An 18,060-nucleotide genomic window follows, 5' to 3' on the forward strand; every position below is an offset into this window, starting at 1 on the left:
TCACGAAGTAGGGGGCAGAGTTTTAAGAAATCTGCGCCCGAATCGGGCATAGTCATGGCCATCGACGTCGCCGTCGCCATCGAAGTCAAACCGGCTGTCATAGCGTAACTCTCCTTGCCGACTGAACATCGACGCTCCGAAACGCCCGTAATCCTGGCCATCGACGTCGCGGTCGCCGTCGGAATCGCCGAAGAAGCGGAAGAACTCATCGATAGCCACACGTCCCGTTTCCGCATCTCGGTCGCCTTCCAAACGGTTGCCGGCGAGGTCGGCGATCTCGGTTTGCAAAGCCGTCAGCACGTAGGATCCGTCGACCAACGATCCCGAATCGTCGACCAGAGAACCGGAAAACGTCAGCGACACGATCGTCTTCCCGTCCACGACCCGCACGGCCTGGTCGATTGAAACCTCACGTCCTTCGCTATCGTGCAGCCGAAACGCAGTTGCACCGATGGCGACTTGGGAATCGATCACCAGATCCAGCGATCGGACCACGCTGTACTGGTCGTTGTCCAGATGCACACCATCAATGCGCGGCGCGATGTTATCCACTTGGAAGAACTGGCCCACCATCGCCGGACCGCTATCGACGCGGAACGATGCGACGGGCGGCGGGGCAGGCGACTGAAGTGTTAACCCGACGACTCCGTTGAACGACGCAAGGTCTCCACCGGCAACAGTCACTTGATACAACGCCTCCCCGGTGCCCTGAACCGGTTCGATCGCAGCCACCTCCGCCGTCGCACCGCCCACAACCTCAAACGCGAGCGTCGACAGGTTCATCACGTGCTGATCAAGCAGTACCCGAAACACCAACTCATCCGAGTTCGTCACGGAATCCAGCGGCTCGTAGCGGGAAACATCCAACAGCACCGGTTGGCGCGCGTCTGCGACGACAAAGGTCTGACTGGTCTGAGCGGCGCCACCGTCGGTCAGAAGGCGGAATTCATAACTGCCTTCTGCATCGGGAACGTCAAAGGTCAACAGCGCCTCAGTCAACGCGCTGGCCGGCTCACTTTGCGTGCCATCCAGATAGAGCGACTGAAGGGGGACGTCATCGGCAGCCCCCGCGGCAAACAAGCCGATGCGATCGGAGGTGTTTCCTGGGCCACCAGTCAGCGTGACGTCGATCGATTGATCCGGACGCAGCAACGAGGCTGAAACGGTCAGGCCGGTCGACGGCGGCGCTGCGGCAGTCGCGGTGACAAGCGGGTCAAAGTGGAAACGCTCCGGCGCCATTCGCAGTTGGAACGGCATCGCGCCGGTCACTTCACCGGGCTCGAGTGTTCCGTCGCCGGTGTAGTCGGTGATCTCAAAGTAATAGACTCCGTTCTCATCGATGGGCGCACCAATAGGAACCGCATCGGCGGGCGTCAGATTCTGAAAATACAATCGAATCGGACCGGTCAGCGGCTCGGACGACAGGTTTTCGACCGTTCCGAAAAACAGATAAGCACCGAACGCTCCGATGTAGCGAATCCCCGTGAACTGCACGTGCACTTTGTCGGTGACGTCGACCGAGTCCGCCTCGTTGGACTCGACCGTAAAGCTCCAACTACCGTCCGCGTTGGAGTTCCCGGCCAGATCGTTGACGATATTCTCGCGGACGACGACTTCGATTCTACCGCCGGGCAGTGTCTCGCCGTCCTGGTTGTACCAGTATCGCGTCGCACCATTGGCGAGCGACTCGATCGCGTCGACGGAGACGCCCGTGATCCGCAAGTCATCCGTACCCAGCGTTGCTTCATCCATCCCGGCCGGTCCGATGTCTGACCAAGCCAAATCGACGTAACCGCGGTCCGTGTTGACGGTCGCATCCGCCGCGGGCGAAACCAGAGAGGCCACCGGGCCGGACGCGTCGAAGGTGAACGACTGCAGGCCACCCGCATTGACATTTCCGGCCAAGTCGGCGACTTGTCCGGCCACAAACGTGACGTCGACGACTCCCTCGGCAAGCGTCTCCCCATCATCGTTGTACCAATATCGAACACGGCCGCCACCAAGATCTTCGGCACGGTCGATCGAGACATCCGAGATCGAGATGTCGGATTCACTGAACGAACCTGGGATAACCCCAGATCCCCCCTCGTCACGTCGATCAATTTCGACGTACCCCAAATCGACTCCGACGACCGATCCGGGGGCAGGATACACAAGTTCGACTTGCGGCGCGATCGTGTCGACGGAGAAGCTTGCGGACGAACGAAGGCTTGGATTCCCCACGACATCACGCGTCGCGTTTTCCGCCAAGACGACGTTCACCGTACCTTGCGGAAGTGTTTCACCGTCATCGTTATACCAGTACCGAACGGTATCATCCCCGAGGTCTTCAATCCGATCGACCGTAACGCCTGTCAAAGTGAGATCAGTGGTGCCATACGACAGCGAATCGATGCCGACTCCATCGTGATCGGACCATTCAATCTGGACATAACCGAGATCTTCTTGCGCGTAATAGAATTCGCGAGGCGTCCGCAGTACACCCGAAGGTCCAGCTTGATCGAGCACGAACGATTCAGTCGTTTGCAGAGATGGGTTGCCAGCCGTATCGCGCACGGCATCCAGCATAAATACAATCTCAATCACTCCGTCGCCGAGTGCATCCCCATCATCGTTGTACCAGTAACGGGCAATCCCTGCACCCACGGACTCCACCCGGTCGACGGACACGCCATTGATGACCAGATCCTCTGGATCGATCGTTGTGTTGTCCAATCCCGACGGCCCTTCGTCAGTCCACCGGACATCGAGATAACCTGGATCCGACGCAATAGCCGAATCCTTGCTAGGAAAGCTTAAGGTCCCCCGCGGTACCAGGCTGTCGACATTGATTGAATCAGAGACTTGTGCACTTGTGTTGCCAGCGACGTCGCTAACCGCACCTTCGACAAGAGTGATCGCATTGGATCCTGAGTCCAGTGCATCACCATCCTCGCCATATCGGTAGAGGACCCTTCCGCCGCCAAGATCCTCGATCGTGTCGATGGTGACGCCGTCGATGATGACGTCGGAGGTATCGAAGCTGGCAGCATCAATTCCGGCATCCCCGATATCGGCCCACTGGATTTCAACGTATCCCAAATCTGCGTTGGTGAATCCGCCAACCTTGGGAGTGATCCGCGTCCCCGTCGGCGCTTCGCGGTCCACCGTCACCGATCGTGACGCAATGACCTGACCGGCACCATTTTCGGCTTTGACACTGACCGCATTGCTCCCGTCGGCCAATTCGAGATCGGCAAGCTGAAACTCTCCCACCACGTCTGCGATGGTTGTCCCATCATCAAAACCGTCTCCGTCAATGTCAACAGTCACGATCGCGCCGGCCTGCGTTTGACCAACGATCGTAATCGGAGTGATCCGAGTCGTATCATCACCGACCATACCTGAATCACTCGCCGCATCGAGCGCAAAACTCAGTGTCGGTGGTGTCTCAGAGAGTAGCACGACGTTGTCAATCACGACCACGCTTTCCGCATCGCCGAAACCAATCAGATCAAAGTACAAGGTTGCGTCGGTGCCGGCCGGGACATCGGTCAGGTCGATCGTGACAATGGTCGGCGCCGAAGAAAGCGAATCAATGCCAGATTGTTTAAGGTTTGGAATTTGCACTGCATCACCGAAATGAGTTTCCCCACCGGCCTGCACATTAAGCATCGCGTCCGTGTTGGTCTGTGTACCGACGGGGTTGACCAAAGCCTGCCCGGTGACGGAATCCAGCAACGCAACTTCAAAAGCGTCAGGTGGCCCATCAGAGTTCTTCCTGAGTTCCAGGTTGACAATCTCAAACTGCAAGGCGGTTGTTCCGGCTGGAATCAAAAACCCCTGCTTTGCGCGAGAGATCCGACGATCGTTTTCACCAATCGCCAGGGCACCACCTTGAATGAGAGCATCGCCACCGGTCTGCCAACCGAAGCCATGCTCATTCGTGTCGACAATTGTGAAGTCACCGTTGAGAATGCCCTCCGGTGGTGCGACTTCGAGATGGGATCCGTGCTTGCGATCACTTGAGTCATAATCGTGGTCCTCGCCGAGCAGGTCGGAGTGTGTCGGCAGACGGCGAACACCTAGCGGTAGTGTTTCGGACATCACTGAATTCGACTTGTCGTGATTGTGCCCGATTCCCCAGGCATGCCCCGCTTCATGGGCCAGCACGGTCAATAGATCTACCTTTCCGTAAGCCGGACTTCCCTGCTGGGCCACATACTGCCCCGAATCGACATCCCACTCAAACTCTTCGTTCCGATCCGGCGTGGAATCAATAAACCAACCGTAGTCGGATGCGTTGTCATCAACTAGCAGAAGCGAGGTCCCCTCATCACGAGACTGGTGAAGGGCAAGCACGCCGGGGGCAAGGCGAGCGTGTTCAACGATGAGTGACGGCTGAGATCCCTCCTCCTCTGCGAGTCCAGCTTGCTCCCACAAATCGGTTGCCACGACGATTGACGGGGCTAAATCATCGTTGCCTAGTCGTGTCGATGCATCCACAAATTCGACCGCCGGAACAGGTGCCTCGATCCGCAGTTCCTCCCCGCCAACCTCAAATTCAAACAGCGAGATCTTTTTGGGAATACCGAACTTGTCCATCCCAAACGTATCGTCGGTCAGAGTGACCAGTTTGGCGAGCGCGAACGTCTTCAGGCTCACGTCGAACTGAGTCGGCTTCAGGTCAGCATGACCTTTAAAGCTCTGGAAAGAAAACACGCTGTCATCGTCGCTTCCGAAAAGCACCGAAAAGCTCGCATCGATATCAGCTTTCGCATCCAAACGTCCCTCGGCGCTTAACAAATCGACATCGAACCCAAACACCGAAACCCCAACGCCACCGGCCAAGACAGCATAGGCTTCAACGTCGCCTTTGGCCGCGAGTTTGACAAACGTCGCGTCTCCATCCTCCGTTTCTGGCACAACTTTGGGTTTGTCGCCCGTTAAATCCACACGCAACCCGGCACTAACCTTCACACTCGTTATACGGCCCGCCGCTGTTCCGGCAAACCCGATATTGCCTTGGCCTTTAACGCCAAGCCCCCCAACCGGGATTCGAATCGTGCTCTTACTGGGCGTTAGACATCGCTTGGAATTTTCTGGGTCAGGGACCTTACATTCTCCAAACGAAAATGATTGCTTCTCCGGTGACGGCACGGGCGCCGCCAGCAATTCAAACTCCTGCGTTTTGAACTGAATCGCCTCGGCCACCAACGTCACCTGGTTCGGTTCAACGACGTTCGGGTCTTCTAAGAAATCCCCCAAGGGGTACGTTTTGTTGACAATCTCGTAACCGAGCAGTTCCAATTGTAGCCTCAACGTATCCGATTCGGCGGTCACCGCCTCTCGGACATCCCATGGGGCAATGACTGTCACATCCATGCCAGCTCTAACCTTTGTTGCTCGGTCGGCAAACGGATTAAATAGCGGATCTGCATCGGTCGGATTGGCTCGATCGATTCCGTCAAGAACGTCCTGCGTCGAATTCGCCAGTTCATCGAGTGGATAGTCTTCATAGTCCACCGGATAGGTGAACTGGAACACGTAGCCTTGATGTTCCTCACTGTAAAGTGGCGGCGACTGCGGTGATGTGAAGTCCATCCAGTCTGGACGTTCAATCGACCGAATTAGAACACGGTTCTTGTCCGCAGCCGACAAGACGTCATTTTCGGAGAACGCATCAACCACCTCAGAGGAAGGCTTTTTGGTCCCAAAAACTTTCTTGTCCGCCTCCATGGTGTAAAGCCGAGCCACATAGTCAAATGCCGTGCCCGCGACGTGGTCAACGAACACATTGGATTCTTTCTTGAATTTGTTGTTCGCTTGTGACAACAGATCAAATCCATCTGACAATTCATGGATCTGCTTCGTGCGATCATCTGTTTCGATGACCATCGTGAACTTTTTGTCGTAGACCGTGGTCGCACCAGGAAACAAGTCGCTGTTGAAGGTGCCGACATCAATCGCGGGCCTGAATTCTACGGTGTGATTCACGTCGTTTTGGTTTGGTTTTTCCGACTTCGGCTCGATAAAGCGAACCACGTCTGAATTTAGCCACGAAGTTACAGGGTTCCCTTCGTTGCCTTCCTTTGAACTCAGCGTCCTCACATCCAAGTCTAATGTCAGATCGCTTGTCGTTATGATCGTTCCGCTAAACGACTCCATGACCACATCAGACTCCCCGTAGGCCGTTACCACGAGGGTGTTGTTAGTGGAATCCTGTAGCAGTGCCTCGTTGAACCACTGTTTCTCCGTCGCCGCCCCCGGAACAGACATTCCATCGGAAAAGACGACGGGGTTGGTTCCGTTGACAATCGCTTCCATGGAGATGAGGTTGGGATTGTTTTTGCTGGAAACCTGAAGCGTTACTCGCTCGACATTCTGAAAAGCACTGGAGTTCGTGTTGAACGTGACTGTGAACGTGTTGTCAATGTCAAGATTGGCTAGATAGGTCCCAAACGTGCTGGAGCCATTGTCGGGATTGTCATATTTTGCTTGCACCGTCATGTTCAATCCGGGCTTCTGCAGCGCCAGACCCTTGGTGCGGCCCAGGACAATGGGCACGTCGGTTGCCCCTTTAGGATCCGGGCCGAAATCGTCCGTGTTTGTGTTTTCGGTGACGACGAACTTGTAGTTGGCACGAACGTCGATGGCGGGATTGAGATCGTTCAGCGGTGTCCCCGATCGCTCAATCACGTCGCCGCCGGTCGATGTCAACGCGTCAACGCTGTAGACAAACACACCGCCGTGTAGGAATGCAGGATTGCCGCCGTCGACCTTGAACGTGTTCTGGTAGCTGACGTACAGGTACTTTCCATCAGCCGATAACACCAGGTCGTCGGGATACCCGTTCGGGATTGGACGTGTTCCGCCGACGATCTCCCCGGTCGCAACGTCGATCACCCCCACGTTGCTGCCAGCCGGCAAGTCCAGGATTGCACCAAATCCGTTCAAGCGACTGCCATGGGTCTTACTCGGAACCGCTAGATCCGGGTAGTTGAATGCCGTGACAAACGCGTACTTGCCGTCCGAGGTAAACACGACGTCTTTCGCATCGTGAACGCCAAAGGTGTCAATCCTGCGAAATTCTTTGATCACGCTTTCCGGGGGAGTGTCGGAAAGCAGATCCTCAACGATCGTCGAAATCGTCTGCCCCACGACCAGCTTGCGAGTGCCGTATTGGTACTCAAACGTCTTCAGTCCCTCCTTATCGGCGGACGTGTAACCGGTGACGGCAACCCGGTCTTTGCCGCCGCCAAGTGCGATCGCGACATCCCCGGCACTCGGTTGGACACCGACACGTTGCAGCTCCTTCAAAAATGCTTCGCTCTTGGGTTTGTCGCTGACCAAATCCAACAACAGCAATTGCCCCGGAGTGTCGGTGTTCTTCGGTGTCCCCGATTCCACGTTCGGACTCCACTGCGCCGGCATGGTGACCAAAAGCGATTGCTGGTCGCCGGTCATCGACATTCCCCGAAGACAGGATGCCGTTTGCCCCGCACCGGCACGGCACTCAGGACCGTTGAGCGTCTTGGTTCGGATGCGTTTGTGATAGGTGTCCGAAGTCGGATCGATGTCGATCACGTAAATGGAGCCACGCTTTCGATCACCGACATACGCGAAGGGGTGAGTACTGCGTGGATCGACGACGACGTCATAGGGTGCGGCACCGGACTCAAGACCCACTGTCCCAATCACCTGCATGGTCAACGTATCGATGACCGAAACCGTTCCGGCAGCTTGATGGGTCACATAAGCACGCGATCCATCCTTGGTCGTCGCGACTCGCTGTGAGAACAGACGGTTGTTGTTTCCTGCGTCATCCGGATCCAGGTCGATCATTTGCGCGAGATTCGGAATCCCGCCCTGGATTTGGAACGCCGCCAGTTTGTCTTGATCGGAAATCACCGAAAGCAACTGCTCGGTGGCAAGCGTCGGTTTGACTTCGTTGCTGACTTGGCGGCTGTCTTCGATTTCCTTCGGCGTCTTGGCGGCGTTGACGTTGTGTACCAGTCGGAAGAACGCCGTGCCGACGGCCAAGCCATCGGGTGGGGGAAACACTGCGTCCCCCGCATCAAACGACGGTTCACCCAACGAGACGTACGACCCTTGCTTCCCGGTCAAGCTGTACTCGATCACGGCGTTTTCGCCGGTCTGTGGTTTGAGGTTGGTTCCCGTGAATTTCAGGCGCGCCCCGGCGCCGGGTGATTCGATCGACAGTCCGCTAATGACAGGTCGTGGATCTTTCTTGTCGACGCTCTCGCTAAAGGTCGCATCGAATTGCCCACCTCCCACAGGCACCTGCAGCTGGATCGTCTCGACCGTCGGAGGTCCGACCGGCGGGATCGCAACCAATTCCACGGTCTGCGGACCGATGCACATCGTCAGCAGGGCTCCGCCGGTGACTCCCGCAGCAATGCCTCCGATCAGTACGCCCTGTGACAAAACGCCGACCAGCGACGTGCCGCCCACCAGAGCGCTCGATCCGCCGATAATCGCTCCCATCACCGCATTCTGGCACAGCAGCGGGCTGAAGATGTGGGTGCCGTTTTGCAGCACACCTGGATACGGTTTCGAGTTGGTTCGCGCGTATCCGTCTTCGCCGACATACGCGACCTCTTCTTGAATCAATGCGTCGCGGAGATTGCCGTCCGCGTCGGGAACGGAATCGACTCGGTAGACGATCATCTGAGTGCCGACGGCAAACTCGGACGATACCGGGATCGCCAGTTCGACCGGGTGGGCCAATGCGGATTCGTCAAGATCGAGTTCAACGGCACCTGCGAATCCGAGGATGTCGGGCAATTCGAAAGACAATTCGGTTTCATCGATCATGCGAATGTCCGCGGTGACCGATTCGGCGAGCGCACCGGGGGCGACTTGAACCAGCGACCCGTCGTCGCCGACGATCACAGCGCCGTCTGCTCCGATCTCGACCGGGCCGGGCATCGGAGAGAAGACAGCGACATCGATCACCTGCTGGGCACCGCCGCCGATCACCGTGACCGTCGCTGTTCCTTCACCCGCCGCGGTGATCACTCCGTCGGCCGAGACGGTGATCACATCCGGATTGCTGACAAAGAACTGCGTGTCGCTGGGCGGATTGATGTCAAAGAAATCGCCGTTGCCGGTGACTTGAATCCGCCGCGTTCCACCGGATAGCGGTAATGAAACGCTGTTCGGATAGACCTGCAGATCGCTGACAAAGAGTTCCGGTGACGGTCCCGTGTCTTCATAGACATTGACCACCGTGACCGCTTGAATTCCGCCCGCCGTGATTTCAACAATCACACTCCCCGGCGATTTTCCGGTGATCGTGCCATCGGGTGTGATCGACGCGACACTCGGGTCCGTTCCGGTAAAGCTCAAGTAGCCGGCCGGCAGGGGGACATCTTGCTGGTCGGCGAAGTCCCCCATCACGACCAGTGACTGTGATTGGCCGAGCGGCAAGAACAGCGAACGCGTTTCGATTTCCATCCCCACCAAGGGCGCATCGCTCACCTCAATGGAGAGCGTCTGTGGCAGAGAATCGCTGAATCCGTCACTCGCGACCAGTTCGATCGTGGCCGTCCCCTGGAATCCTGCGTCGGGCAAAAACCGAACACGCGTACCGTCATCGACGATCGTTGCGACACCCCCGCTGGCGGCCTGAACACGCAGCGACACCGAGTCCCCGTCCGGGTCGACTGCCAATTCGTCGACATCGACGGTCACCTCCATCCCAACGTGGGTGAACGCAGACGAAGGTGAGACTTGTGGAGGCCGATTCGTGGCGAACAGGAAGTTGCCACCCAAAATCTGCACGTCGGACGCATCGACAACGCCATCTCGATTGACGTCGGCCAGCACATCATATCCCGGCTGTCCTGTGGTGGTTCCCAAAGCGGCCGCCTGAAGCCCACCGTCTAATCCGTCGATGACGCCGTCGACGTTGACGTCGCCGGCAATCGAAACGCTAAGGGAATAGCTGCCCGCTGCGCCGACGTCGGCACCGCTGATCGACAGCAATTTGATTCCGGCGGCGTCGAGCGCGAAGAGTGCGAATGCAGACTGAGCGTCCGAGCGAGTTTCCACAGGCGTCACGCCAGCGATTTGAGGGATCGCCGGAGCAAGGCCGCCGATCGTTCCGTCCACTTCCACGGCGACCCAAACAAGGTCGTTGGGTGTCGAGTCGAGTTCGCTTTGACGGATCGTCAGCGTGTAGCGGTCGGTGTCGCCTGCCGTCAACGCACCATCGGTTGTCGTACCCACAAATTGATGTGCCGTTCCCAAGTGGTCCGCAATTGGGACGACATTCAGCGGATCGTAACTCGTGACGGCTTCCGTCGATCCGTCTGCCGAGGCGATCAAATTCAACCGCCCAGGCAAGCCGGAATCGTAGCCATAGTGAACCGCATCCTGCGCCGCGTCCGAGCGCACCGCGACAAGATTCCCATCGGTGTCGTATTGGTAATCAATCGGTGCCATCGGCGCATCGATCCATTCAATCCGTCCCCCCATGCCACGGACCAGATTCACTCGTTCTCCGTTGGCTGCGATGATCGCCGAATCGCTGACGATCAACCTCGCATCGGTCGCCGTGTTGATGGCGACCGTCTTGCCGTCGGCATCGAGCTCGTAGGTCGTTCCGTCGGCCGCGGCGAGGGTATACGCGGTATCGCCGAATCGCGGATCGGCCGGGTTGTACGGCAGCCCCGATTGGAGATCGAAAAAGCGACTTCCCGCGCGGGTGAGCAAGGTGTCGCTCGATTGAAGCGTGTAAGTGACTCCGTCATCGGCAATCCAAGCGGGCTTGAAGTACTTCAGTCCCGTGATCTCCATCGGCTGTGGAGCGAAGATAAATCCGGTCCGCTCGCCTGTCGGCAACGTCACGTACAGTCGAGTTTGTGCGGAGTAAGCAGAGAAGACACCCAGCGACTCGCGACCGGTCTTCGGCACATTGGTTTCCACGCGAAGATCGACGGCACTCCAACGCCAACCCGGTCCGAAGCTGCCCGAGTGGATGGATTCGAGCGAGTCGTAAACACGTTCAATGGTGAACGCACCACTGCCCAAGTCCACTGTCAAATCTGTTTCGACACGTCGATATTGGTTCGACTTCACGACGCTGTTGATTTCGACGCTGACGATCGCTTCGGCAGATCGCTCCGTCAGATCGCTCGCGGTCAATCGCAGTTGGTAAAAACCGTTGGACAGCGTGCCGGGATCGAGACTGACCAGTGCCGCATCGGTCACATTCGCTGAACCGGTTGCCAAGGTAACGAAGTCGTCCGAACCGGCCGGTGCCAGTTCTAATTGCCATTGATCCAAGTTCAGATCATCGACCGACGCGATGATTTCGGTCGCAACACGAATCGGCTGGCGTCCCAATTCGCTCGTGAATCGAACCTGCGGCGGTTCGCTATCGGCCGGATCTCGCACCTTGATCGTTCGCTCTGCCACGCCGGTCAAACCGTCAGCATCGGTGGCGGTGGCGATGACATGGAACTTGCCCGGATTTGCAGGGACGAATCGGGCACGTCCGAGTGTGTCCAGCGGTAGCACTTCCCCGTCGACCTCGATCGACAGATCAACGATCTCGGCCAAACTCGATGCGAGGGGATGTACCAGCACCGCCTGTCCCGGAGCCGCGGGAAAACTGGGCGTCAATTCGATCGACACCGAAGGACCTTGCGGGGCCAAGCTGGCACGCAGGATTTCGCCGCGACTGGCCGACAACGAACCATCCGAAACGGTGTAGGTGACCACGTAGTCACCGACTTGGCCGGGTCCGGGAGTCCACGTGACCTCGCCGGTCAACGCATTGATCGACGCCCCCTCTGGCAGACCGACGGCCGAATACCGAAGCATCGCGTCTGCATCCGGATCGCTGCCCGAGGCGAAGAAACGTGTCTCCACCCCGACCGGTGTTTGATGACTGGTCACGTCGATCTCGGGCGGGCGGTTGACGTTGTTGATCGTCACCATCAGTTCGATCGAATCCGACGCGCCGCCGGAATCGGTCACCGTGACGGGGATCGAATAGTTGTCTGCCTGCTCGAATCCCGGTGTCCAGCGAAACTGTCCCGACAGACGATCAAGGACCGCTCCGTCGGGCAATCCGTTGGAGGTAAACGTCAGTGCTCCGCCGTCGACGTCGGCGGCGTCAATGAAGAACTCCAGCGACGTACCTTCGTTGCCCGATTGCAGCGGAAGCGGCGTTGCCAATGGCGGCTGATTCGTGTTTTCGACCCGGAAGGCGACCGTTTCGCTGTCGGACCGATGTCCGTCGGAAACCACAAAGACGAGATCCTGGTAGTCGCCCGACTGGAAAATGTTCGGCGTCCACTGGAACAGTCCCGTTGTGGCATCGAGCACGGCGCCTGCGGGAAGATTCTCGGCGGAATAGAACAGATCGTCGCCATCGGAATCCGTGGCCGCCAGCGAGATGGACAACGATTCGGTTTCAGCGACGGTGTGATCGCCAACGGGTGTCATCACCGGAGCCGTGTTGGTCTGGCGAACCGTGATCGTGATCTGCTCTTGGTCGTCGAGAATTCTGCTGCTGTCACCGTTGCCGCTGTCTTGGACCTGCAACGTGACCGGCCACACGCCAAGGTCACCGACCGTCGGCGTCCACTGGAAGATTGCCGTGCCGTAGGTCGCTCCCGGTACGAACGTCGCGTTGCCTGGCAGGTTGTCGGCGTCAAAGGTCAGCGGGTCTTCGTCCAAGTCGCGAACGTTGACTTGGAACTCGAGTGGCTCACCGACGACGGCCACCTTGTTGCCGATCGGTCGCAGCATCGGGCGTTCGTTCAACGATTCGACGGTGACGATGAATGTAAACTCGGTCATCTGCGCCGCTTGCTCGCCGGCATCGCCGCCATCATCGGTTGCCCGCAACGTGATCACATGGTCGCCTCGGTCCCCGTCGCCGGGCGCAAAGGTGAATTGTGCCGTCGCGTCCCCGCGATCGACAAAGCTCGCGAATTCGGGAATCGGAAAACCGGGCAGTCCGGACGCGGAAATCGAAATCGGATCCCCATCGGGATCGGTGGCGGTCACGTCCAGTGTCAGAACGTCGCCACGCTGCAACGTCACGTTGTCGACGGTGGTAAATTCCGGCGGGCGATTGAGATTCAAGACCGTGATCGGAACCGAAATCGCGTCCGTCAGATTTGTTCCGGTCCCGTTGCCGTCATCGGTGGCGATGAATTCGGCGATGTAGTTTCCGGCATCGTCGCTGCCGGGCAGCCACTCAAAGAGTCCGAGCTCGGCGTCAAAGCTGGCGCCCGGCGGCAAGCTGATTGCCGCGTAGCTGACCGATGGGAAATCGCCATCGATGGGGCTCAACTCATCGTCATCGCCACGAACTTGGGATTCGTAGGCCGGCGTATCGGCATCGAAAGCAAAGGTTCGGAAACGCAGCGTTTGTCCTTCCTGAACCACCCATTGATCGACGTCACCGAAATTCGGGGCGGCGTTAACGTTCAGGACCGTGATGGTCGTGGTTGCCGTCGTTTGCTCGGTGCCATCGTCGATGATAAACGGAACTTCGAATACGCCTGCTTGGAAAAACTCGGGCGTCCAGCTGAAGACCCCGCTGGAAGGATCGAGCAATGATCCACCAGGCAGCAAGGGGCTGCTGAATTCGACTTCGTCGCCGTCGGGATCGCTGCCCGACAGGTCCAAGCGGATCGATTCGCCTTCGCGAATAGTCAGTTCAGCCGGAACGGTCAATCGAGGAGGCTGGTTGGTCGGTTGCACCAGGATGGTTGTTTCCGCAGCCGTTCGGCCGACACCATCGCTGGCGACGAACCGCACCGCGTCGTATGTCCCGGCGGCATCAAATGCCGGTGTCCATCGCAACACGTTCCGGGCGGAATCAAAGAAGGATCCAGGTGGCAGATTCTCAACCCAGACGGCCAATGCATCGGCGTCTTCGTCAAACACCGACAGCGGGATCTCCAAGGTTTCGCCTTCGGTTGCCATGATGCTTTCTGGCAGGCCAGCGATTTGGGGCAACCGATTTCCACCGGCGACATCAACCGTGAATCTCTGAACGGCGAATCCACCTCTTGGATCATAGGCGTGCAGCACAACATCAGCCGCCGCGGGACTCGAAGGATCGGGAGTCCAAGTCACGCGGCCGGTGCCCGACTCGACCAGCATGCCGTCGGGGCCATCGACCAACAGGTAGCTGACCGTGATCCCGTCGGGATCCTCGGCAACCGCTTCGTACACGTAGGGCTCTGCGACGACAGCCTGTGTGACCGGAGCCGAACTGAATACCGGTGCAAGATTATTCGATGGCAGCGTAAAGATGCCGTATTCGAACAGCACGCGTTCCCAGCCAGGGTTGCTCACCGTCAACGTCCGGCCACTGGTTGCTTCACCCGGAGCCAACACGCCGTCGCCAACGCTATCAGCCAGATCGATCAACCACGCATCATCAACGAATTGCTGAACCGCCGTGGCGGGCGTGCCGGTAAAGCCCGATGTGGGATCGAGCACCAGCAACAAGGGCAACACCAAATCATTTTGTGAGGCATTGGTGATCGAAACGTCATACGAGACCGTTGCGTCGACGCGGTGCGACCGGGCGTTGCTGAATTCGATGTCGACCAGATCCGAGAAGTCCGAAACGGCCACGAATTGCGTTTGGTAGGGATCAGCCAGTCCCACACCGAAGGAACTCTCGATCGACGCATCAACGGTGAAGCTGTAGCTGTCGGGAACGAACGAGGCGAACGTGACGATCGCGGTGTTGGTTGTGGCTTCATAGGTGACGCCATCGACCGAGATGACACCGGCCGCATCACCCACCAACTGATAGTTCGACGGGTTCAAAACCGATGCGACATCGGTCTGCGCGCCGACAAACATCGGCTGGTCAAAGGCGACCGACACTCGGTTTCGCGGCAGGGCGACAAAGGCGTCCGCGGGCGGATCGGTGAACGCGACTTGGGGGGCGATGATGGGTTGCAGGACGTCGACTTGATTGGACTGGCTGATCAACAGCCGGCCGTCGGGGGTGGCTTTGACGATGTCGCCGCGGGTGCCTCCGGTGGCGACGGCGGTTTGTTGCCGTGTGGCGAGGTCGACCATGATCAGCTCGCCGCCGGCCCCGAGCTGGCCGGCGTTGCTGCTGATGAACAGCAAGCCTTCCAGGTCGGTTCCCGGAACGCCGAACGTCAAACTGTCGATCGGAATGTCAAAGTCCAACATCGGCTCGGGCGTGCCATCTTCGGCGAATCGGACGACCGTTTCGCGGTTGGGCCAGGTCGCTCCCCAGAGCGTGCCGTCGGAATCGAAGGTCAGATTGCCGATGCGGAGATCGCTGAACGGGGTGAACGCTTCACTGATCGGGTCGAATCGATCGACGCCGCGACTGGTCGAAACAAAGATATCGCCGCTGGACGGATCGATGGCCAACGCCTGTGTGATGCCTTCACCGAATTCGCGTTCGACGGCGCCCGTCTCGGCATTGAGTAAGAGCAACGGACCGCCGCCGGTCGTCGCCCACAATCCGCCGGAAGGTCCGAATTCCAGATCGAAAATCGGATGGGGCGACTCGGCGATCGCATTGCCGGCGATTCCCCCCTCGATCGGCACCTCGTACAAGAAGTTGCGACCGAGTCCGCCACTGATGAGCGTCGACCCGTCTTCGCGTACGGCGATCGCCATCGGGCCGATCCCGGCTTCGCTGGTCGGAATGCCACTGGCGAAGCGCCGCGCCGCGAAGGGATTCAAAACGGTGCCAAACTCCGACGTGTTGCCGGCCGATGGGACAGCCGACTGGGCCGCGAGAAAGAGTTCGTTGGTCGACGGAGTTTCGACCGGTTTCGGTGCCGGCGGCAGTGGCGCGCTCGTTCGGTCGAATCGGTTCGTCGTGCCCAGGTTGACTTGTGAGCCGTCGCCGGGCACTGCCGTGCCCAGGTTTGGCGACTCCTGGTTTCCGGCATGGTCGGTCGCCAAGGCGAGGAACTCGTAAGCACTCCCCGGCTGGCCGACATAAATCGCGCCGGCTTCGGTCGACTGGCGTTGCCAGATCGCAAAGTCGCCGCCGTCCTGGGCGACGTAGACGGTAACGTGTTTGACGCCGGAACCGTCTGTCTCGTCGACCGCGTCCCAGGTGACTTCGAATCGGCTGCCATCGGCCCCGATCGGCGTCGAGGTGACGGTGGTCATTGGCGCGGCAACGTCGACACGGTGCGAAGTGACGTTGGTTTGCATCGGCGGTGCATTGCTGAGCAGCACGCGAGCCGATGCGGTGATCTCGTTGTCGATCGCAAGATTCGCGGCCGGGTTGACCTGGTAGGTCACAAAACCCGCCCCGCGACCGCGTGCATCATTCGGCGGCAACAAGCCAATGTCACCTTCGCGGACGAGTTCGCCGGTCGCCGGATCAATCGCTTGCAATCTCCAGCTGGCGATCCGTGTTTCCAGATCCACTCCTGCCGTGACGCGAAGGATGAAACCTTTGCTCTCAACGAAATCAAAGTCGCCCTGGAAAGTTGCCAGATCATCTGGAATGTGAACCTGGACGTCGCCGAGTTTCAGATCGCCAAGCCGGAAGGAACGCACGTCGACGTCCTCATCAAGTTCTGTCACAACGCGAAGGTCGTTTGTGGCCGCCGCCGCGGAGGCATTGTTTTGGAACTGAATGGTATAGGGCAGCGGCGCCGTGGCGGGAACGAATTGTTGGTCGCCAAAGCCGAAGGGACCGACCAGGCTGGCGTTCGGCGTTTCGGCGCCCGTGCCTTCGAAGAAGCGGGCGAAGTTGGGTGGAGCGAGCTCGGCGCCGGGAGGAATGTCCAACGCAGCCGAACTGAATCTGTTCGAGAAAGGAACGTAGATGTTGAAGGACTGGAAGTGTGTCGGTCGACTTTGGTTCAATTCGAACGCGGCCGGATCCACTTCGGTGGCGTAGGTCGCTCCGGGGTTGGACGTTTCGGCAAGCGATGCATCGTTTCCGTACCAGCGTCGGACGTTTTCAAAGAACTCGAGCAGGCTTCCGCTGGTTTGAATCTCTTCACCGACCGGACCGGCAAGCACACCGGTGGAGAGTACCGCAGCGAGGCTGATGACTTTGGGATTTTCACGAATCGGTGGTGCGTCATCTTCCACGCGGAGCAATCCGCCTTCTTCCAGAGCCGCCAAATAGGCGTCGGCCCAGGCATCACGGTCGGCGGCCAAGACTCGTAGAGCCGGCGTGGCATTGGGATCGTCCAGGATCGCGTCGCGCAGGCCCAGGGCATCACGTGTTTGCAATGCGATGAATTCATCGCGGTCGACCGCGGTGGCTGATGCCAAAATGTGGAACTGGAACGCGACAAGCTCCGCATCGATCGTATCCAGGAACGATCCGGCGTACTCCCCGTAGGCTTCACTGAGTTGCGGGAAGAATTCCTCAAGTTTCTGTTGGTCCGTGATCGCGGCGCTGAGCGCATCATAGAAGCGATCCATGACCGCAAGAAACTCAGCCTGCTCCTGGTCGATCAACTCCTGCAGCCCCGGATAGGTGTGAACGTTGAAGGTTAACCCCGCAAAGTCACCGACGGTTAAGTCCGGAATCACACCGGGCGTGGTGATCTGGCCCAGTGCATCGGTTTGAAAGCTGTCGTCGTGGGGTGTCGTGATCGCCGAATCGAGACTGGCCCAGGGAACGTCGTCAAACGCTTGACCGTCGGGCCGGCCGCGGAGGTTTGATGTAAACGCCGCGTAGCGGAAACCGAACAGATCGGGATTCGTGCCCAGTTCAGGAACGCCGAGAGTGAAGTAGACGTAGGGCGCATCAACGTTGCTGCGGTTGTCGACGGAGAAGCTATACGTGCCCACTTCGCCGGGATTGAGAACACGCGGGCCACCGAGTCCCACCGAGACGTCGGGTTCGACCGCCCGTTCGATCTGGTAGCGGTACGGCAAAGACGCTTCTTCGCCGCCGGGGTTGATCACCTTGACGTCGTACAAACCTCGCGGCGCATCTCGCAAATCGAACGTGGCGAGGATCCGGGTGCTGTCGAGCACTTCGTAGTTCACCGGTTCGAACTCGCCAAACCGCGGGCGAACCAGTTTGGGAATCGCGTCTTCATCGAA

At 58.7% G+C, this 18,060-nt stretch carries 1 protein-coding gene (only partly in view); it reads right to left on the minus strand.

The features are described from left to right. A protein-coding gene (locus NZK35_RS26375) for a CARDB domain-containing protein (RefSeq protein WP_259635513.1) crosses the window boundary here: on the minus strand, window positions 1–18,060 show its 3' portion. The gene runs 14,379 nt beyond the window's last position; only the last 18,060 of its 32,439 coding nucleotides appear in the window; its start codon lies beyond the right edge, outside the window; its stop codon occupies window positions 1–3.

The organism is Stieleria sedimenti (assembly GCF_025060895.1).
GTDB classification, from domain to species: domain Bacteria; phylum Planctomycetota; class Planctomycetia; order Pirellulales; family Pirellulaceae; genus Stieleria; species Stieleria sedimenti.